The organism is Sinorhizobium fredii USDA 205 (assembly GCF_001461695.1).
GTDB classification, from domain to species: domain Bacteria; phylum Pseudomonadota; class Alphaproteobacteria; order Rhizobiales; family Rhizobiaceae; genus Sinorhizobium; species Sinorhizobium fredii.
In genome coordinates this window covers 13,468-33,392 of the sequence record NZ_AUTC01000141.1, presented here as the reverse complement: position 1 = coordinate 33,392, position 19,925 = coordinate 13,468, and the positions used below count along the sequence as shown (strand labels likewise).

14 protein-coding genes and 1 pseudogene are annotated in these 19,925 nt (G+C 64.3%); 7 read left to right on the top strand and 8 right to left on the bottom strand.

Annotated features, from left to right (window positions below; translation table 11 throughout):
• Nucleotides 1-15 precede the first annotated feature (15 nt).
• Nucleotides 16-1,406, top strand: a pseudogene (locus tag N181_RS16925) (MFS transporter).
• 56 nt (nucleotides 1,407-1,462) lie between these two features.
• On the opposite strand, the gene purH reads toward N181_RS16925, so the two are convergent.
• The 4 genes from purH to htpX form a co-directional block, all read right to left on the bottom strand.
• Nucleotides 1,463-3,073: a bifunctional phosphoribosylaminoimidazolecarboxamide formyltransferase/IMP cyclohydrolase gene (gene purH / locus N181_RS16920; protein WP_014330348.1), complete on the bottom strand. Its 1,611-nt coding sequence runs from the start codon at nucleotides 3,071-3,073 to the stop codon at nucleotides 1,463-1,465.
• 138 nt (nucleotides 3,074-3,211) lie between these two features.
• A complete protein-coding gene (locus tag N181_RS16915; RefSeq protein WP_014330349.1) occupies nucleotides 3,212-4,897 on the bottom strand; it encodes a heparinase II/III family protein in 1,686 nt (561 codons plus the stop codon).
• A 164-nt stretch (nucleotides 4,898-5,061) separates the two neighbouring features.
• Nucleotides 5,062-6,486 carry an RsmB/NOP family class I SAM-dependent RNA methyltransferase gene (locus tag N181_RS16910; protein ID WP_014330350.1) on the bottom strand — a complete coding sequence of 475 codons (1,425 nt, stop codon included), beginning with the start codon at nucleotides 6,484-6,486 and terminating at the stop codon, nucleotides 5,062-5,064.
• Nucleotides 6,486-7,445 carry a zinc metalloprotease HtpX gene (gene htpX, locus N181_RS16905; RefSeq protein ID WP_060563605.1) on the bottom strand — a complete coding sequence of 320 codons (960 nt, stop codon included), beginning with the start codon at nucleotides 7,443-7,445 and terminating at the stop codon, nucleotides 6,486-6,488. The genes N181_RS16910 and htpX overlap by 1 nt, the downstream gene beginning before the upstream one ends.
• Nucleotides 7,446-7,580: 135 nt before the next feature.
• Here htpX and N181_RS16900 point away from each other — a divergent pair, with 135 nt between their 5' ends.
• Complete coding sequence (locus N181_RS16900) at nucleotides 7,581-7,835, top strand: DUF1674 domain-containing protein (protein WP_037398672.1); 255 nt, start codon at nucleotides 7,581-7,583, stop codon at nucleotides 7,833-7,835.
• A 274-nt stretch (nucleotides 7,836-8,109) separates the two neighbouring features.
• On the opposite strand, the gene acs is transcribed toward N181_RS16900, so the two are convergent.
• The gene (gene acs / locus N181_RS16895; protein ID WP_014330354.1) at nucleotides 8,110-10,059 is read right to left on the bottom strand and encodes an acetate--CoA ligase; all 1,950 of its coding nucleotides are present in this window, start codon (nucleotides 10,057-10,059) and stop codon (nucleotides 8,110-8,112) included.
• A gap of 298 nt (nucleotides 10,060-10,357) precedes the next feature.
• Between acs and N181_RS16890 the strand changes: the two genes are divergently transcribed.
• Nucleotides 10,358-11,053 (top strand): DUF1013 domain-containing protein, encoded by a 696-nt coding sequence (locus N181_RS16890; RefSeq protein ID WP_014330355.1) that lies wholly within the window; start codon nucleotides 10,358-10,360, stop codon nucleotides 11,051-11,053.
• A gap of 164 nt (nucleotides 11,054-11,217) precedes the next feature.
• Here the strand turns inward: N181_RS16890 and N181_RS16885 are convergent, their stop codons facing one another.
• Complete coding sequence (locus tag N181_RS16885; RefSeq protein ID WP_014330356.1) at nucleotides 11,218-11,604, bottom strand: ectoine synthase; 387 nt, start codon at nucleotides 11,602-11,604, stop codon at nucleotides 11,218-11,220.
• Nucleotides 11,605-11,742: 138 nt separating this feature from the next.
• Here N181_RS16885 and N181_RS16880 point away from each other — a divergent pair, with 138 nt between their 5' ends.
• A complete protein-coding gene (locus N181_RS16880; protein WP_037398674.1) occupies nucleotides 11,743-12,618 on the top strand; it encodes a LysR substrate-binding domain-containing protein in 876 nt (291 codons plus the stop codon).
• A gap of 111 nt (nucleotides 12,619-12,729) precedes the next feature.
• Here the strand turns inward: N181_RS16880 and N181_RS16875 are convergent, their stop codons facing one another.
• Complete coding sequence (locus N181_RS16875; RefSeq protein WP_037398676.1) at nucleotides 12,730-14,637, bottom strand: propionyl-CoA synthetase; 1,908 nt, start codon at nucleotides 14,635-14,637, stop codon at nucleotides 12,730-12,732.
• A gap of 142 nt (nucleotides 14,638-14,779) precedes the next feature.
• On the bottom strand, nucleotides 14,780-15,439 hold the full coding sequence (locus N181_RS16870) for a YggS family pyridoxal phosphate-dependent enzyme (RefSeq protein WP_037398678.1): 660 nt from the start codon (nucleotides 15,437-15,439) through the stop codon (nucleotides 14,780-14,782).
• Between the two features lie 213 nt (nucleotides 15,440-15,652).
• Between N181_RS16870 and leuS the strand changes: the two genes are divergently transcribed.
• From leuS to holA, 3 genes are read left to right on the top strand one after another with little or no spacing between them, the layout of a single operon-like run.
• Nucleotides 15,653-18,283, top strand: coding sequence for a leucine--tRNA ligase (leuS, locus tag N181_RS16865; RefSeq protein ID WP_037398680.1), 2,631 nt, complete (start codon nucleotides 15,653-15,655; stop codon nucleotides 18,281-18,283).
• The gene (locus tag N181_RS16860; RefSeq protein ID WP_037398682.1) at nucleotides 18,270-18,800 is read left to right on the top strand and encodes an LPS assembly lipoprotein LptE; all 531 of its coding nucleotides are present in this window, start codon (nucleotides 18,270-18,272) and stop codon (nucleotides 18,798-18,800) included. The genes leuS and N181_RS16860 overlap by 14 nt, the downstream gene beginning before the upstream one ends.
• Before the next feature lie 13 nt (nucleotides 18,801-18,813).
• A complete protein-coding gene (gene holA / locus N181_RS16855) occupies nucleotides 18,814-19,845 on the top strand; it encodes a DNA polymerase III subunit delta (RefSeq protein ID WP_037398683.1) in 1,032 nt (343 codons plus the stop codon).
• Nucleotides 19,846-19,925 lie beyond the last annotated feature (80 nt).

Sequence of the window (19,925 nt, the reverse complement as noted above, 5' to 3'; positions counted from 1 at the left end):
TTCCGGGAGGGAAGTTTGGACATTGCAGCCGCACGGGCGAAGGAACAGCCGAAAACCACGCGCCTCGGCATCGCCGGCTGGATGCTGTTCGACTGGGCCGCTCAACCTTTCTTCACCGTCATCACGACCTTCATCTTCGCGCCCTATTTCGTTTCCCGGCTAACGACAGATCATGCCGCGGGACAGGCGCTGTGGGGCTACACGCTCGCGGTTTCCGGTATCTTCATCGCGGTGCTTTCGCCGGTGCTCGGCGCCATCGCCGACGCGACCGGCCCGCGCAAGCCATGGATCGCCTTCTTTGCCGCCATCAAGGTGTTCTCGCTTGCCATGCTCTGGTTCGCGGTGCCCGGTTCGCCGCTCATCTACCCGGCGATCTTCCTGGCGCTTGCAACGGTCGCGGCAGAGTTTTCGATCGTCTTCAACGATTCAATGATGCCGCGGCTCGTCGACGAGAAGGAGGTCGGAAGGATCTCCAACATCGCCTGGGGGCTCGGCTATCTCGGCGGCATGATCGTCCTGATCACCGTCGTCGCCCTGCTGGCCGGGAATCCGGCTACCGGCAAGACGGCGCTCGGGCTTGATCCGCTGTTCGGGCTCGATCCGGCCAAGGGCGAAGACGCGCGCATCACCGGCCGATCTCGGCGCTCTGGTACCTGGTCTTCATCCTGCCGATGTTCCTCTTCACCCCGGATGCGGGCAAGGCGACGATGTCTCTCGGAAAGGCGACCGCCCGGGGTCTTGGGGAACTCAGAGGCACGCTCCGCGAGCTCAGGGAGAGGGCGGGAATCCTGCGCTTCCTGATCGCCCGGATGATCTTCCAGGATGGCGTCAACGGCTTGCTGGCGCTCGGCGGAACCTTCGCCGCCGGCATGTTCGGCTGGCAGACGATGGAACTCGGCCTTTACGGCATCATCCTGAACGTCGTCGCGATCGGCGGCTGCCTCTACGCAAGCCGGCTCGACACGCGGCTCGGCTCGAAACGAATCGTCGTCGCCAGCCTCATCTGCCTGACGGTCGCGACGCTCGGCATCGTCTCGACCGGTCCCGGCTTCACCCTGTTCGGGCTTGTCGCGCTGCCGAGCGTGGATTCGGGTGGCCTTTTCGGCACGGCCGCCGAAAAGGCCTACATTCTCTACGGCCTGCTGGTTGGTATCGCCTTCGGCCCGGTCCAGGCTTCCTCGCGGTCCTATCTCGCCCGCAGCGTCTCGCCCGACGAGGCCGGGCGCTATTTCGGGCTCTATGCGCTGTCGGGGCGCGCGACCTCTTTCCTGGCCCCCGCCTCCGTCGCCACCATCACCCTGACGACCGGTTCGGCCCGCATCGGCATGATGGCGCTGGTCGCCTTTCTGGCCGTCGGGCTCGTCCTGCTGCTGCGCACGCCCTATCCCGCCCATCGACCGGCATGAAAAACCCGCCCGCGAAGGTTCGCGGCGGGTCTTTCGGGTCGATCCTATAGGCTCGCTCAGTGGCGGAAATGCCGCATGCCGGTGAAGACCATCGCGACATTGTGGTCGTTGGCCGCGGCGATCACCTCTTCGTCGCGCATCGAGCCGCCCGGCTGGATGACGGCGGTGGCGCCGGCGGCGATTGCCGAGAGGAGACCGTCGGCGAAGGGCAGGAAGGCCTCCGAGGCGACCGCGGAACCGCGTGTCAGCGGCGCCGCAAGGCCGAGTGCCTTGGCGGCTTCCTCGGCCTTGATGGCAGCGATGCGGGCCGAATCGACGCGGCTCATCTGGCCGGCGCCGATGCCGGCGGTCTGGCCGTCCTTCGCATAGACGACGGCGTTCGACTTGACGTGCTTCGCCACCTTGAAGGCGAACTTCATGTCCTCGAGCTCCTGTGCCGTCGGCGCCCGCTTGGTGACGACCTTAAGCTCCAGATCCTCGACCATGCCGTTGTCGCGCGTCTGGACGAGCAGCCCGCCGGCGACCGTCTTGGCAGTCAGCCCGGGCGTGCGCGCATCCGGCAGGCCGCCGGCCGCCAGCAGGCGGAGGTTCGGCTTGCGGGCGATGATCGCCTTGGCCTCGTCGCTGACCGACGGCGCAATGATCACCTCGGTGAAGAGCTTGACGATCTCTTCGGCGGTTTCGGCATCGAGCTGCTGGTTGAGCGCGATGATGCCGCCGAAGGCTGAGGTCGAATCGCAGGCGAGCGCGCGGCGATAGGCTTCGGCGAGCGTCGGCGCGGTGGCGACGCCACAGGGATTGGCATGCTTGATGATCGCGCAGGCCGGCGCCTTTTCCGGCAGGAACTCCGCCACCAGCTCGAAGGCCGCGTCCGTGTCGTTGATGTTGTTATAGGAAAGCTGCTTGCCCTGCAGGAGCGCCGCGGTCGCAACCCCCGGCCGCTTCTCGCCGGTGACGTAGAAGCCCGCCTTCTGATGCGGGTTCTCGCCGTAGCGCATCTCTTCCTTGAGCACGCCGCCAATCACCCGATGACGCGGCATGGCCAAGTCGAGCGCCTCGGCGAACCAGTTGGAGATCGCCGCGTCATAGGCGGCGGTCCGGGCGTAGGCCTTGGCTGCCATTTTCTGGCGGAAGGCGAAGCGCGTCGCACCGTTGGCGATTTCCTCGAGCAGCACCGAATAATCGGCCGGGTCGGTGACGATCGTCACATAGGCATGGTTCTTGGCCGACGCGCGGATCATTGCCGGCCCGCCGATATCGATGTTCTCGACCGTGGTCGGATAGTCGCCGCCCTGGGCGCGGACTTCCTCGAACGGATAGAGATTGATGACGACGAGATCGATGGCGGTAATGCCGTGCTCATCCATCGCCGCCTTGTGTTCCTGATCGTCGCGGATCGCCAGCAGGCCGCCGTGCACGCCGGGATGGAGCGTCTTGACGCGACCGTCCATGACTTCCGGAAAGCCGGTCAGGTCGGAAACGTCGCTGACCGGAAGCCCGGCCGCCGCCAGCGCCTTGTGCGTGCCACCGGTCGAAACCAGCCGAACACCCTTTTCGTAGAGGGCGCGGGCAAGCTCGACGATGCCGGCCTTGTCCGACACGGAGAGAAGGGCCGTTTGGATCCGGACCTCGTCCGGAGCCGGGATTTTCTTGGAGGCGACAGCCATCAACCATGCTCCTTTGCAGCGCCGGACGCTTGGGAAGAGGGGTGCCGGCGATTGGGGTGGCTGCCCGTTAGCACAGCTTGCCACCGGAAGGAACCTTCGCCGCCACAGGGGGGTGAAAATAGGCTGCGCAGTCCCGGTCTAACCCTCGCGGGTCAGCGTCCACTGGATCTCCGGCTGCGCCCCGGCCGCGAAAGTAACGGTGATCTGCGACGAGGCACGCACGCCGGAGGCGTCGGCAAAGAAGACGTCCTCCTCGATCGCCAGGTCGCCGTCCCGGCAGGCAAAAAGCCAGCCTTCGCCGTCGGGCGCACTCAGATAGATCTCGCTCTTGCTGCTCTGGCGGAGCCCGATCGCCGGATGAACGTGAAAGCGGGCAATGGCGATCGCCGCATCGGACGCCTCCGGATCGCTGCCGTTTCCCCGGGCAAGCCGGTCGCGTCCGCGGATCAGCCGGCCGCCGTTCAGAACGCCGACGTCGCGCTCATGGATCAACCCGAAGGCGGCGAGATAGCCGTCATGACGCGCCTTGACGGATTCGATGCGGCCGGGCTCGTCGCTTCGTTCCGCCTCGACCCGCGAAACCCCACTGACCATGATCGGCCCGAGAAACTGCGATTGCGAAAAGCGCGAGGAGGAGGTGTCGTTCACCGTCACCGTCGAATGCGCGGCGGTTGCGCGGGCCATTTGCCGAAAACGTTCGCCGGCGAATTTCGGCGCGCCGGAATTGATGATCAGACGATTTCGCCCCGACGACATCTCGAAGGAGAGGCAGCCGGCGTGGGCGCTGCGCGACAGATCGACCGACAGCGGACGTCCGGTATCGACGATCACGACCGTCTCGCCGAGCGAAAGCCGCTCGAAGTCGATATGCGGGAGCGACCGGAACGGCTCGCCGGCCGTCTCGTCGTAGCGCAGCACCGACGCAAGCTCATGCGCCGGCACCGAGGTTGCGCCGTTGAAGAGCGCCAGTTCGCCGCTCTGATGCCGGAAGAAGCGCAGCGCCGGATACATCCGGTCGATGCCGGAGATCAGCCGCGACGGCACGTCGTGACCGAGATTGACATAGGTCTGCCTGAGCGGCAGCAGGTCGAGCAGCAGTTCGAGTGCGGCGCGCGGATTGCGCGAAAAATGGCCGCCATCGGGCAGGATCTGCCGGTCAAGCTCGAGATCGAGACCGCGCCCGGCCCTGCGCAGCGCCGAAGCCGAGACAGGCATCGAAACGGAAGCCATTGCCAGCGCGATGCGGACCCTGAGCCGCGCCTCGCCGTCCGGGACGGTCCCGGCGATATTGCGGAGATAGCGGACCTGGAAGGCGAGGCTTTTGAGGAAGCGGCGATAGAAACCATGCTCGGCATTGCGCAGCGCCACCGGCGAATGCGACAGCCAGGCGATGATGCGCTGGGCGACCACGTCGGCCTCCCAGGAGATTCCGCCGACATTGCGGCCATGCGTGCCCATCCAGTCGTCGAGGATCTGGCGAAGCCGGGCGAAGCCGGCTTCATCGCGGACGGCACGCATGTGGCGCAGCCAGTCGAAGGCGTGCAGCCGATTGGCGAATTCGTGCGACGGCAGGTCGATCTCGAAGGGCGAATCGCCCTCGGTATCAAGGACGCGCCCGGCCAATGGATAGCGGCCCTGAAGTATCTCCTCCGCCACGAAGGGATCGATCGCCCTGAGATCGGTGGGCGCGACGATGAGCCGATCCGGTGTCGTTCCGGAAAAGCGCAGAGCCGACAGGCGCCCGAGCGCCAGCCGGCGCGCAAAGCGGCGCCAACCTTCGCGCAGATACAGGTAGAGCAGCCTTCGTTTACCGGAAAACAGCATCGGCGCCTGCAGGTTTCTTGATTGCCGCGACGGAACCTTCGAAGCGCTTGATGAGCACTTGTCGGGATTGCGCCAGAATCGCTTTCATGGGCCGGGATCGTGCCGGAAGGATGATTAAATTTCTATCAATCTGCCACCATTGATAGGCGGGCGGTCCGGAAGCGTCAATTGTCCCCGTCGTCCGCGCGGCGAAGCACGGCGGCATAGAAACCGTCGAGCCCGCCGGAAAAGGGCGGCCCGAGCGGCAGCATCGCCGGCGTCGTGCGGAACTCGCCAACAGCGGTGATCGCCGCCTCGAGCCCCGGCCAGTCCGACGGGGTGATCGGGATGCGCGCGCAAAGTCCCTCGGCAAGGACGCGCGCCACGACCTCTTCGCCCTCGCGCGGATCGAGCGAACAGTTGGAAAAGACGACGATGCCGCCGGGCTTGACGACGGTGAGCGCATGGCGGAGCAACCGCTCCTGCAGCCGAGCCAGCTTTTCGACGTCCTCCGGCCCCTTCGTCCAGAGCACATCCGGGTGACGGCGTGTGGTGCCGGTCGACGAGCAGGGGGCATCAAGAAGGGCTGCGTCGAAGAGCTCGTCCGGACGGAAATCCGCCATGTCGGTCTCTTTCGTGCGGGCTTCGAGGCCGAGCCGCTCGAGATTGCCTTTCAGCCGCCGCAACCGGCTGGAGGACTGGTCGAGCCCCGTCACCATCGCCCCGGCGAGAATGAGCTGGGCCGTCTTGCCGCCCGGCGCCGCGCAGAGATCGACCGCGGTTTTTCCGGAAAGATCGCCGAAGAGCCGCGCCGGAATGGAGGCGGCGGCGTCCTGCACCCACCAAGCCCCTTCCGCAAAGCCCGGCAAGGACGGGATCGTGCCGGTAAAATCGCCGAGCCGAACGGAACCGGTCGGCAGGACCGTGCCGCCGAGGCGCTCCGCCCACAAAGCCGGGTCGGATTTCACCGTCAGGTCGATCGCTGCCGGCACGAGCTGTGCTTCCGAAATCGCTTCCGCCTCGGCGCGGCCGTAATGAGCGACGAGCCGGTCATAGAACCAAGCCGGAATTGGCGGCACAACCTGCACCTTTTCGAGGATCGCTTCCTTCTCGCGCGAAAGCCGCCTGAGGACCGCATTGACGAGGCTGGCGAAGCGGCGATTGCGTGGATCGGACTGCGCCTGCTCGACGGCGAGGTCGACGGCGGAGTGATCTGGAATGTCGAGATAGAGGATTTGCGCTGCGGCAACCGTCAGCACGTGCTCTAACGCGCGCGCGCCCTCGGGCAGCGGTGTCTGCAGCAGCGAATCGATCGCGGCGCGAATCCGCGGCAGGTGGCGGAGCGCCGAATTGAGGATGGCGCGCACCAGCGCCCGGTCGGCATCGTTGAGCTCGCGATAAGCTGGGTTGCCGTGCTCCTGGTCGAGCATCCCGTCGAGGGAGGTCTTGCGGTCGATCACCGCCGCCAGGATCTTCGCGGCGGCCTGACGGCTCTTCAGGCCCGGCTTGGCCGGCGCCTCGGCCACACCGGGCCGTGGCCCGGCCTTCTGGGACGGCTTGTTCCTGTGGGATCGTTTCGGATGTGAATCGTTGCGTCTGTCTTCGGGCATCAGGACCAGGGGCCTTTGGGCGGTTCGGAACCACCGCGACCCCAGCCGGTTCTCGGGACAGAGCGCGATTTGCGCACCGCATTATCAGGGCGAGCCGTCGACGTCGAGCCCGCCGACATCTCGCCTGCCATCTGCTCGAGCGCCGCGACGCGGTTTTCCGTATTCGGATGGGTCGAGAAGAGATTGTCCATGCGTTCGCCCGACAGCGGATTGATGATGAACATGTGCGCCGTCGCCGGATTGCGCTCGGCGTCATCGTTGTGAATGACATGGGCGGCGCCGGCGATCTTACGGAGCGCCGAGGCGAGCCAGAGAGGATTGCCGCAGATCTCCGCGCCGCGCCGATCGGCGGAATATTCCCGTGTCCGGCTGATCGCCATCTGCACCAGCATGGCCGCGAGCGGCGCGACGATCATCGCGACCAGCACGCCGATGAAGCCGAGCGGATTGTTGTTTTCGCGGTTGCCGCCGAAGAAGAAGGCGAAGTTGCCGAGCATCGAAATGGCACCGGCGAGCGTCGCCGTCAGCGTCATCGTCAGGGTATCGCGGTACTGAATATGCGCGAGTTCATGCGCCATGACACCGGCCACCTCCTCATAGGAGAGCGACTGCAGGAGGCCGGTCGAAGCCGCGACTGCCGCGTTCTCCGGGTTCCGCCCCGTGGCGAAGGCGTTCGGCTGCGGACTGTCGATGACATAGACGCGCGGCATCGGCAGGCCGGCATTCTGCGCCAGGTCGCGCACGATGCCGTAATATTCCGGCGCGCTGCGCTCGGCGACCTCCCGGGCCCGATACATGCGCAGCACCATGCGATCGGAGTTCCAGTAAGAGAAGAAGTTCATGCCGGCGGCCAGGACCAGGGCGATCATCATGCCGCCCCTGCCGCCGATGACATAGCCGACGGCCATGAAAAGCACGGTCATGAAGGCAAGCAACATTGCGGTGCGAACAAGGTTCATGAATCAGGCTCCCGGCATTCTCGGTTCGCTTCTCGTTCAGCGGCGAAGCACGGCGGACCGGCCCGGCGTGTGATGCGATCCCTCTCCAAACGTTTCACGTGAATCAGGGTTCCCGCTTTGACGGAAGCGACTTATATGATGGGGATGAAGCCGCCGCTCTTCAATATCGTCAGGGAAATCCGGTCGCCAATGCAGAACGACAACGATAATTCACCCGATCGCCCCAAGCGGCCGCTGTCGCCGGCTGCGCGTCGCGCCTTGAAGGAGGCCGAGGAGAGACGGCGCGCCGAGGAGCAGGCGGCGATGCCGGAGGAATTCGGCGGTCGCGGCGGTCTCGATCCGGCTCGTTTCGGCGATTGGGAGATCAAGGGTAGGGCCATCGACTTCTGAAACCCCTTGCCACGAACCGGCTGACCATCGTTTCGCCGGCGATTCGATGCTGGCCGAGGTCTTTGGACTGTACGATTCGCGTTCAGAATGCCGCCCAAGATCGCCCCTCTCCTCGGGTTTAACCCGAGGACTAGCCCTCTCCCCCCAGGCGGGGAGAGGGGTCTTGAGAGGGCGCCGCGAGTCTCCTTCGCCCCGCCTGCGGGGAGAAGGTGGCCGGCAGGCCGGATGAGGGGCGTTTCGTAGCGCCTTCGCGCTCACACCCCTGAATCCAACCTTACCCGCGGTTCTGGCGGTTGGCGATCAGGTCGTCGACGACCGCCGGATCGGCGAGCGTCGACGTGTCGCCCAGCGAACCGAAATCGTCTTCGGCGATCTTGCGCAGAATCCGGCGCATGATCTTGCCGGAGCGCGTCTTCGGCAGGCCGGGGGCGAACTGGATCTTGTCCGGCGTGGCGATCGGCCCGATCTCCGAACGCACATGCTTGACGAGTTCCTGGCGCAGCTCGTCGCTGCCGACCTCCCCCGCCATCAGCGACACATAGCAGTAAATGCCCTGTCCCTTGATCGGATGCGGATAACCGACCACCGCAGCCTCGGAAACGAGGTGGTGCGACACCAAAGCCGACTCCACTTCCGCCGTACCGAGACGATGCCCAGAGACATTGAGCACGTCATCGACGCGGCCGGTGATCCAGTAATAGCCGTCCGCATCGCGCCGGCAGCCGTCGCCGGTGAAGTACTTGCCCTTGTAGGTCGAGAAATAGGTCTGGATGAAGCGCTCGTGGTCGCCATAGACGGTGCGCATCTGGCCCGGCCAGCTGTCGATGATGCAGAGATTGCCGTCGGCCGGGCCGTCGATCACGTTGCCTTCATTGTCGACGATCTGCGGCTGGACGCCGAAGAAGGGCCGCGTCGCCGAACCGGGCTTCAGATCGGTGGCGCCCGGCAGCGGCGTGATCAGGATGCCGCCGGTCTCCGTCTGCCACCAGGTATCGACGATCGGCGAGCGCTCCTCGCCGACAACGTGGTAGTACCATTCCCAGGCTTCCGGATTGATCGGCTCGCCGACGGTGCCGAGCAGACGCAGGGACGAGCGCGACGAGCGTTTGACGAAGTCGTCGCCGGCGCCCATCAGCGAGCGGATCGCCGTCGGGGCGGTGTAGAAGATATTGACCTTGTGCTTGTCGATGACCTCCCAGAAACGGCCGGCATCCGGGAAGTTCGGCACGCCCTCGAACATCAGCGTCGTCGCGGCGTTGGCGAGCGGCCCGTAGACGATATAGGAGTGGCCGGTGACCCAGCCGACATCGGCCGTGCACCAGTAGATGTCGCCGTCGTGATAGTCGAAGACATATTGATGCGTCATCGAGGCGTAGACGAGATAGCCGCCGGTCGTGTGCAGCACGCCCTTCGGCTTGCCGGTCGAACCGGAGGTATAGAGGATGAACAGCGGATCCTCGGCGCTCATCTTCTCCGGCGGGCAATGCGGCTCGACCGTGGCGATCTCCTGATGGTACCAGGCGTCGCGGCCCGGTGCCCATGGCACCTTGCCGCCGGTGCGGCGTACGACCAGGACCTTGTTGACCATGACATATTGCCTGGCAGCGATGTCGATCGCCTTTTCAGTGTTTTCCTTGAGCGGCACCGGCTTGCCGCCGCGCAAGCCCTCGTCGCAGGTGATCACGAAGGTTGATTCGCAGTCGACGATGCGGCCGGCCAGCGCTTCAGGCGAGAAGCCACCGAAAACCACCGAGTGGATGGCGCCGATGCGGGCACAGGCGAGCATCGCATAGGCCGCTTCCGGGATCATCGGCATGTAGATGGTGACGCGGTCGCCTTTCTGGACGCCATGTTTCTTGAGCACGTTGGCAAGCCGGCAAACCTTGTCGTAGAGCTCGTTGTAGGTGATCTTCTTGTCGATGTAGGGATTGTCGCCTTCCCAGATGATTGCGGTCTTGTCGCCATGCGTCTTCAAGTGGCGATCGATGCAATTGTAGGAGACGTTGGTCAGCCCGTCCTCGAACCACTTGATCGAAACATTGCCCTCGAAGGACGTATTCTTGACCTCGGTATAGGGCTCGAACCATTCGATCCGTTTGCCATGTTCACCCCAGAACGCCTCCGGATCGGCAACGCTCTCCTCATACCATTTCAGATAGGTCGCGTTGTCGACAAGCGTGCGGTTCTTGGCCGCTTCCAGGACCGGATAGGTCTTGACATCCATATTTTCCTCCCTGCGCATTGCTGCCTGGATGACGATGAATGTGGGTCGAATCCACCCAGAACATCGCCATGATGATTTCGAAAATTGGAGCGGCGCGCACCGCTCTCGGCGGCACTCCCACCGCCCTTTGCACGATTCATAGCAGGTCAAAGCTAGGCCGCAATTAGACAAAAGCACATTCGGAAGTGAAGAATTGCAATTTCGAGACAACAACGATATAGAACGCTCAATTCCCGGAAATCAGTGGTAAACTCCACGGCCCGCGACACCGGCGCGGACGGACAAAAGGACTCTATCCATGGCTCAGCAATTGCTTATGCCCAAGGCAACGGCCGTCTGGCTCGTTGACAACACCGCGCTCTCGTTCGACCAGATCGCGCAGTTTTGCAAGCTGCACCCGCTCGAAGTCAAAGCGATTGCCGACGGTGAATCGGCGCAGGGCATCAAGGGCCTCGATCCTATTGCCACCGGTCAGCTTTCGCGCGACGAGATCGCCCGCGGCGAGGCGAATACGAACCACAAGCTCAAGCTCTCCGAACCGAAGGTCCGCGTTCCGGATTCGAAGCGCAAGGGACCGCGCTACACCCCGGTTTCCAAGCGTCAGGACCGCCCCAACGCCATTCTCTGGCTGGTCCGCAACCATCCGGAACTGAAGGACGCGCAGATTTCGCGCCTTGTCGGCACGACGAAGTCGACGATCGAGCAGATTCGCGAGCGCACCCATTGGAACTCGGCCAACCTGACGCCGATGGATCCGGTCACCCTCGGCCTCTGCTCGCAGATCGACCTCGACCTCGAAGTCGAGCGCGCCGCCAAGGGCCGCCCGCTGCCGACCGCGGCCGAAGTGGGCGCGACGCTCGAAGCGGCACGGGAAACCGAGAAGCTGAACTACGATTTCGAGCGCGAAGAGGAGAAGGAAATCGACGCCGATGCCGTCTTCGCCAAGCTGAAGTCGCTGAAGTCGGACCGCAAGGACGAAGACGAAGACTATTGATCGTTTCGTCGCGGATGAAATTTCAAGAACCCGGATCGTAGGATCCGGGTTTTTTGTTGGCTACGGCTTCACAACGAGTCCGACCGATCGAATCGCCCCTCACCCTAACCCTCTCCCCGCATGCGGGGAGAAGGTGGCCGACAGGTCGGATGAGGGGGATTCACTCAGTAGGCCGAACCCGACGAGTCATTGAGGTTGTGTCGTTCGGTGCCTTTGAGCGGCGGATTGAAGATGCTGACGAGGATCAGGTCCTTGTCGCGGCCGCCACGCAGATAGTGCTTGTCGTGCTTGTCGAGCACATAGATGTCGCCCGTGCGGATCGCAAAGACATTGCCGTCCACGTCCTCGACCTCGCCTTCGCCGGCGATGCAGTAACAGGCTTCCAGATGATTGCGGTATTGAAGCAGCGACACGGTATTGGCCCGCACGATCGTATGGCAGACGGTGAAGCCCATGCCGTCCCTTTCCGTCAGCAGGCGGTGACTCGTACCGCTGCCCCACTCGACGAAATGATCGGTGGCCTCGACATCCTGCAGGCTGCGCACGAACATGGTATTTTCTCCCCGTAAGAAATTTTGACAATTGTCGAGATCCGGCGTCAAGCCGATCGCGATACAGTACTTTATTTGCTTGATTTCTGCTCCTTACAAACGATGATTCCTCACCGGATAGTTGAGGAGAATTTACATATGATGCCGCCCCTGGGCGCCTTGCGGGCCTTCGAAGCCGCCGCCCGTCTTGCGAGCTTCTCGCGCGCCGCCGACGAATTGCACGTCTCGCACGCCGCGGTCAGCCATCAGATCCGGCAATTGGAGGAATGGTTCGGCCGCCCCCTGTTCCGGCGCGAAAAACGCGGCGTTCGGCTCGTGCCCGAGGCCGAAAGGCTTGCCGAAGCCCTGTCGGCCAGCTTCGAGCGGATTGTCGCCGAGACGGAAGCGCTGAAGCTCAGGACCAAATCCGAAATCACCGTGGCCTGCATCCCTTCCATCGCAACGCGCTGGCTGATCCCGGCGCTCGGCGATTTTCTCGCGACGCACGCCGACGTCACGGTCAAGGTCGTCTATGCCATGGCGGCGCAGCGCCTGCGCGAAACCGGCTGCGACGTGTTGATCACGCTCGGCGCCGACATGTCGGACGGAGTCCTCTGCGAGCGGCTCTTCTCCCGCGTCAACCGGCCGGTTGCCAGCCCGCGCTATCTGGAGCGCAAGGGCCGTCTCGACGACGCCGAACGCATCGCCGGCGCCGACCTTCTGCACGACGAGACAACGGCCCATTGGCAGAACTGGTTCGCCAGGGCCGGCGTGCATGTGACCGCACCGAGGGGGCCGGTGTTCCAGGACTTCAACCTGCTCGCCACGGCGGCGATCGCCGGCCACGGCGTGGCGCTCTGTCCGGTGGAGGTGTGCCGAAGGGAAATCGCCAACGGCGACCTGATCGTGCTCTCGGAAACATCCGTTCTCGAGCAGGAGAGCTACTTCCTCATCAGCAAATCGTCCCGGCAGAAAGCGGTGTCCGCCTTCTGCGCGTGGTTCAAGGGCGTCGTCGACCCGACGTCGGGCCTGTAGGTCGGTTCTTACACGGCACTATCAGAGACTTGCCCCTCGCCCTAACCCTCTCCGCGCAGGCGGGGAGAGGGGACTTACGCGGTGCGGCATTGCCACCCGAAGGTGGATTCCCTAGACACCAATCCCCTTGGCATGCAGCGCGTCGGCGATTTCATCGAGGATCGCCGGATCGTCGATCGTCGCCGGCATCTTCCAGGGCTGGCGGTCGGCGATCTTCTGGATTGTCGCGCGCAGGATCTTGCCGGACCGGGTCTTCGGCAGCCGCTTGACGCAGATCGCGGTTCGGAAGGCGGCGACCGGCCCGATGCGCTCGCGGACGAGGGCCACGACCTCCTTCTCGATTTCCGACGTTTCACGGGAAACATTCGAGTTGATCACCAGGAAGCCGGCCGGGATCTGGCCCTTCAAGGGATCGGCAATGCCAATCACCGCGCATTCGGCGACGTCCGGATGGCTGGCGCAGACCTCCTCCATCGCCCCGGTCGAAAGCCGATGGCCGGCGACGTTGATGATGTCGTCGGTGCGGGCCATGATGAACACATAGCCGTCCTCGTCGAGATAGCCGGCATCCGCCGTCTTGTAGTAGCCGGGATATTCCTCAAGATAGGCTGCCCGAAAGCGATCGTCAGCCTTCCAGAGCGTCGGCAGGCAGCCGGGCGGCAGCGGCAACTTGACCACCACATTGCCGAGCTTCCCCGCCTCGACGGGATGGCCGGCATCGTCGAGGACCTGGACGTCGTAGCCGGGAAGGGGAACCGCGGGCGATCCGTATTTGACCGGCAGCAGGCCGAGGCCGAGCGGATTGCCGGCGACCGGCCAGCCGGTCTCCGTCTGCCACCAGTGATCGATGACCGGCACGCCGAGCGCCCGCTCGGCCCAGCGGATCGTGTCCGGATCGGCGCGTTCGCCGGCGAGATAGAGCGCCCGGAAACGCGACAGGTCATGACGCGCCACATGGGAGGCTTCCGGATCTTCCTTGCGGATCGCCCGTAGCGCCGTCGGGGCAGTGAACATGACGGCGACGCCGTGCTCGGCGATGATGCGCCAATAGGTGCCGGGATCGGGCGTGCCGACCGGTTTGCCTTCGAAGAGGATCGAGGTGCTGCCGTTGAGGAGCGGTCCATAGACGATATAGGAATGCCCGACGACCCAACCGATGTCGGATGCCGCCCAGAAGACCTCGCCAGGCTGGACCCCGAAGAAATTCTCCATCGACCATTTCAACGCGACCATGTGGCCGCCATTGTCGCGCACGACGCCCTTCGGCTGGCCGGTGGTTCCCGACGTATAGAGGACGTAGAGCGGATCTGTGGATGCGACCTCGGCGCAGGGTGCTTCCTCACCGGCTTGTCTTGCGGCGGCAAGCGCGGAGGCGAAGTCGATATCGCGGCCGGGCACCATCCCGGCGGCCAGCATGTCGCGCTGGAAGATCAGGCAATGGGCCGGCTTGTTATTGGCGATCTCGATCGCCTGATCGAGCAGCGGCTTGTAGGCGATGGTGCGGCCCGGCTCGAGCCCGCAGCTTGCCGAGACGACGAGCTTGGCCTGGCAATCGTCGATGCGGACGGCGAGCTCGTTGGCGGCGAAGCCGCCGAAGACGACCGAATGCACCGCGCCGATCCGCGCCGCCGCCAGCATGGCGATCGCCGCCTGAGGGATCATCGGCATATAGATGATGATCCGGTCGCCCTTGCCGATGCCGAGCTTGCCATAGACCGCAGCCATCGCCTTCACGTCGTCAAGCAGCGCCGCATAGGAGATCTTTTCGATCCGACCGGTGACGGGGCTGTCGTAAATGAATGCCGTCTGCTCACCGCGCCCAGCCTCGACATGGCGGTCGAGGCAGTTGTAACAGCTGTTGGTGACGCCATCCGGGAACCAGTGCCCGTAGGTTCCGCGCTCGGCGTCGAAGATCTGCCGCGGCTTTTCGAACCAGTCGATCGCCTCTGCGGCCTCGGACCAGAAGCCTTTCGGATCGGCTTTCCATGCGGCATACACGTCGGAATAGCGGCTCGCCATTTCCGTTCTCCTCCACTGTGCTTTCCGGACTGCTCAGCCCGGCTCCTCGGCTCTGAGGATAGGCCCGCGGAGAGAAAGATGAACCCCGACGAAAGAGTAATGAGCGGGAGCAGGAGCTTTTCGAGCTCTACTCCTCGGCCAATCAGCGCGCGCCGAAGATCGCCGATCCGACCCGAACGCTGGTGGCGCCGAAGCCGATGGCCGTTTCGAAATCGCCGGACATGCCCATGGACAGCCTGTTGAGACCGCACGTGGCCGCGAGCTTTGCCAGCAGCGCAAAATGCGGACCTGGATTCTCATCGACCGGCGGGATGCACATCAGCCCTTCGAGCTCGAGGCCAAGCTCCAGGCGGCAGAGATCGACGAAGGCGCTGGTCTCTTGCGGTGCTATCCCCGCCTTTTGCGGTTCGAGGCCGGTATTGACCTGCACATAGAGCCGGGGCTTGCGGCCCTGGCGCTTGATTTCGGCGGCGACGGCGCGGGCGATCTTTTCCCGATCGATCGTTTCGATCACCTCAAAGAGCGCGACGGCGTCGGCCGCCTTGTTGGACTGCAGCGGACCGATCAGGTGCAGTTCGAGGCCGGGCGTCTCGCGTTTCAGCTCCGGCCATTTGCCTTGCGCTTCCTGGACGCGATTTTCCCCGAAGATCCGCTGGCCGGCAGCAATCACCGGCCGGATCGCCTCGGCATCGAAGGTCTTCGAGACCGCGACGAGCGTGACGGCGCCTTCAGCGCGGCTCGCCGCCGCTTCGCTGGAACGAATCCGGCTCATCACATCGTTCAGCCGTTCCTGGACTTCCATTCTGAGCTCCTTGCGGTGTCGAGGCCCGTCAAGCGATTATTGAAACTTGCGTTGCTTGCCAAGCCTGTCAAAGCCGGCTGCCGCCGAATAGGCCAAAGTACAGCGCTTTAGCCCTTCAAAACTTGACGGTCAGGCGGTTTCATGATGAAGGTCAGCCCAGCGATCACGAGGGCGCTTTGAGCCCCGCAAAATTTCCGGAACATCGACAGAGACATGGCTACCGAACGATATAATCCGCGTGATGCCGAACCGCGCTGGCAGCAGGAATGGGACTCGCGCAAGGTCTTCGAGACGGAGAACGACGATCCGCGCGAAAAATACTACGTGCTCGAGATGTTCCCCTATCCGTCCGGGCGGATCCACATGGGCCACGTCCGGAACTACACGATGGGCGACGTCGTCGCCCGCTACAAGCGCGCCCGCGGCTTCAACGTGCTGCACCCGATGGGTTGGGATGCCTTCGGCATGCCGGCCGAGAACGCCGCCATGGAACGCGGCGTGCATCCGGCCGGCTGGACCTACCAGAACATCGCCGCGATGAAGGCGCAGCTCAAGGTCATGGGCCTGTCGCTCGACTGGAGCCGCGAGTTCGCCACCTGCGATCCGGCCTATTACCAGCGCCAGCAGTACCTGTTCCTGGACTTCCTGGAAAAGGGCCTGGTCTATCGCCGGCAGTCGAAGGTCAATTGGGACCCGGTCGACAACACCGTGCTCGCCAACGAGCAGGTGATCGACGGACGTGGCTGGCGCTCCGGCGCGCTGGTCGAGCAGCGCGAGCTGACCCAGTGGTTCTTCCGCATCACCGATTTCAGCCAGGACCTGCTCGACGCGCTCGACACGCTGGATCAGTGGCCGGAGAAGGTGCGGCTGATGCAGAAGAATTGGATCGGCCGTTCCGAGGGCCTGGCTCTCCGCTGGGCACTCGATCCGGCGACGGTTCCCGGCGAGACGAAGGAGCTGACGGTCTACACGACGCGGCCGGACACGCTGTTCGGCGCCTCCTTCCTGGCGATTTCCGCCGACCACCCGCTCGCCAAAGAAGCCGCTGCCAAAAATGCGGCAATCGACGCCTTCTGTGACGAGTGCCGGCGCGCCGGCACCTCGCTCGCCGCCCTCGAGACGGCCGAGAAGAAGGGCATCGATACCGGCATTCGCGCCCGGCACCCGTTCGACCCGGATTGGGAACTGCCTGTCTATGTCGCCAATTTCGTGCTGATGGACTATGGCACGGGCGCCATTTTCGGCTGCCCGTCCGGCGACCAGCGCGATCTGGATTTCGCCCGGAAATACGGCCTGCCGGTCGTGCCGGTGGTCATGCCGAAGGACGCCGATGCCGCGACCTTCACGATCGGCGACGAGGCCTATGACGGCGACGGCGTGATGATCAATTCGCGCTTTCTCGACGGGCTTTCGACGGGGGAGGCCTTCGAGACCATCGCCTCCAGGCTCGAGAAGGACACGCTGAACGGGACGCCACGCGCCGAGCGCAAGGTGAATTTCCGCCTGCGCGACTGGGGCATCTCCCGACAGCGCTATTGGGGCTGCCCGATCCCGGTCATCCATTGCGAGGACTGCGGCGTCGTTCCGGTGCCGAAGGCCGACCTGCCGGTGATCCTGCCGCCGGACGTCACCTTCGACAAGCCCGGCAATCCGCTGGACAGGCATCCGACCTGGCGGCACGTCGCCTGCCCGGAATGCGGCAAGGACGCGCGCCGGGAAACCGACACGATGGACACTTTCGTCGACTCCTCCTGGTACTTTGCGCGCTTCACGGCGCCTTGGGAGGACAAGCCGACCGATCCCAAGGCCGCCAATCATTGGCTGCCGGTGGACCAGTATATCGGCGGCATCGAGCACGCGATCCTGCATCTGCTCTATTCGCGCTTCTTCACCCGGGCCATGAAGGCGACCGGCCACGTGGCGATGGACGAGCCCTTCAAGGGACTGTTCACGCAAGGCATGGTGGTGCACGAGACCTATAGCCGCGGCGAAGGCGCGCAGCGCGAATGGGTCACGCCGGCGGAAATCCGCATCGAGGAGATCGACGGCCGCCGCCGCGCCGTGCTGATCGAGACCGGCGAAGAAATCGCCATCGGCTCGATCGAGAAGATGTCGAAGTCCAAGAAGAACGTCGTCGATCCGGATGACATCATCGGCTCCTACGGCGCCGACACGGCACGCTTCTTCGTGCTGTCGGATTCACCCCCGGATCGCGACGTCATCTGGTCTGAAGCCGGCGTCGAGGGCGCCCACCGCTTCGTCCAGCGTGTCTGGAGGCTGGTCGGCGAGGCCGCGGAAAGCCTGCGCGTCGTAAATGCTTCGCCGGCTAGGGAAGGCGAGGGGCTGGCGATTTCGCAGGCCGCCCACCGTACGCTGCGCGCCGTCGAGGCCGACTACGACAAACTTGCCTTCAACAAGGCCGTGGCGCGGATCTACGAACTGGTCAACGTGCTGGCGGCGCCGCTCACGCAGGTTGCCGCCGGCAAGGCCGACCAAGCCGTCACCGCAGCCGTCAAGGACGCCGCAACGATCCTGATCGACCTGATCGCGCCGATGATGCCGCATCTGGCGGAGGAATGCTGGCGCGAGATCGGCGGCGAGGGGCTGATCGCCGAGAGACCCTGGCCGGCCTTTGACCCGGCGCTCGTCGTCGAGAACGAAATCACCTTGCCGGTGCAGATCAACGGCAAGAAACGCGCCGATTTGACAATCGCGCGCGACGCAGATCAGAGTGCGATCGAAAGCGCCGTGCTTGCGCTTGACGCCGTCAAGGCGGCGCTCAACGGCGCCAGCCCGAGAAAAATCATCGTCGTGCCCCAAAGGATCGTCAATGTCGTCGTCTGAGAAAGCTGGCCTTCGTCTCCGGTCCATTGGCGTGCTCGCCGGCACGTTGCTGCTGACGGCGCTGGCCGGCTGCCAAGTGCGGCCGCTCTATTCCGACGGCCCGACCGGCGCGACCTCTGCCGCGCTCGGCTCCATCGAGATCGCGGAAGCGGACGATCGGGTCGAGCAGGAAGTGCGCAATGCCTTGATCTTCCTGGCGTCCGGCGGTCAGGGTGAGCCGGTCAACCCGCAATACCATCTCGCCCTCAACGTCACTCATCGAACAATGGGTGTGCTTTACGACGATGCGGAGGACCGGGCAGCCGCCGGCCGCATCGTCGTCAAGGCGGACTACAACCTGACGCGGACGGCAACGGGCGAGACGGTGAAGGCGGGCTACCGCTCCGCAGTCGCGCTGGCCGACTTTCCGGAACAGGAGTTCGCCAAGGTTCGCGCTGTTCGTGACGCGGAGAATCGTGCCGCCAAAGAACTGGCGGAGCTGATCAGGGCTGACATCGCCGCCGCCCTCGGCCGCTGACACCGGTATTCGGATGAGCGAGGTCAAGTCGCACGAATTCGACGGCTTCTTGAATAGAGGTGCGTCGACCTACCGGCTTTTCCTGCTCTACGGTCCCGACCGCGGCCTCGTTTCCGAGCGGGCCGTCCAGCTTGCCGGCCGCTCCGGCGTCGCCCTTGATGATCCCTTTGCCGTCGTCAAGCTCGATGCGTCGGAGCTGCAGCAGGCCGGCCGGGTGCTCGACGAGGTCAACGCCATTGGCCTGTTCGGCGGCGAAAAACTCGTCTGGATCCGCGGCGCCTCCAGCGAGAAGACGATTGCCGAAGCCCTGCAGATCCTCGCCGACACCCCGCCAAGCGGCAGCACGCTGATCATCGAGGCGGGCGACCTCAAGAAGGGCGCCGCGCTCAGAAAGATCGGCGAAACGTCGCGCGCCGTCGCCTCGATCGCCTGCTACAGCGACGACGCCCGCAGCCTGCATGCCTTGATCGACAAGGAGCTCGCAGAGGCCGGTTTGCGTATAGGCCCAGCGGCCCGCGAGCGTCTTCTCGAAGCGCTTGGCGGCGACCGGATGGCGTCACGCAACGAGCTCAGAAAGCTGGCGCTCTATTGCCGCGGCAAGGATATGGTCGACGAGGAGGATGTCCTCGCGATCGTCGGCGACGCCAGCGCCATCTCCGTCGATGACGCGGTCGATGCAGTGCTCAAGGGCGACGTCGATGCGCTGTTGCACGCCATGAAAAAGATCACCACCTCCAAAACGCCGCCCTTCCTGGTGCTTCAGGCCTGTCTCAGGCAGTTCCAGCAGCTGGATGTGATGCGCGCCGAAATGGACGCCAGCCGCCAGCCGGCGAGCCAGGTGATCGCGAGCCTCGGTCGCGGCTTGCATTTCCGCCGCAAGCCGATCGTCGAGGCGGCGCTCAAGCACTGGACGACCCCGGCGATCCGGCGCGAACTGAGCCGGCTCCAGGCCACGATATACCAGAGCCGCGCCCGCCAGAGCCTCGAAGAAAGTCTTGTTTTGCAGAACCTGCTGGCGATAGCGATTCAATCGGCAAGGCGTTGAGGCCGTGCGAACGCTTAACCGGACATTTGATAGAACGCCGCATCGTTGCCGATCCCACTCCCATGCATCGCTTAGCAATG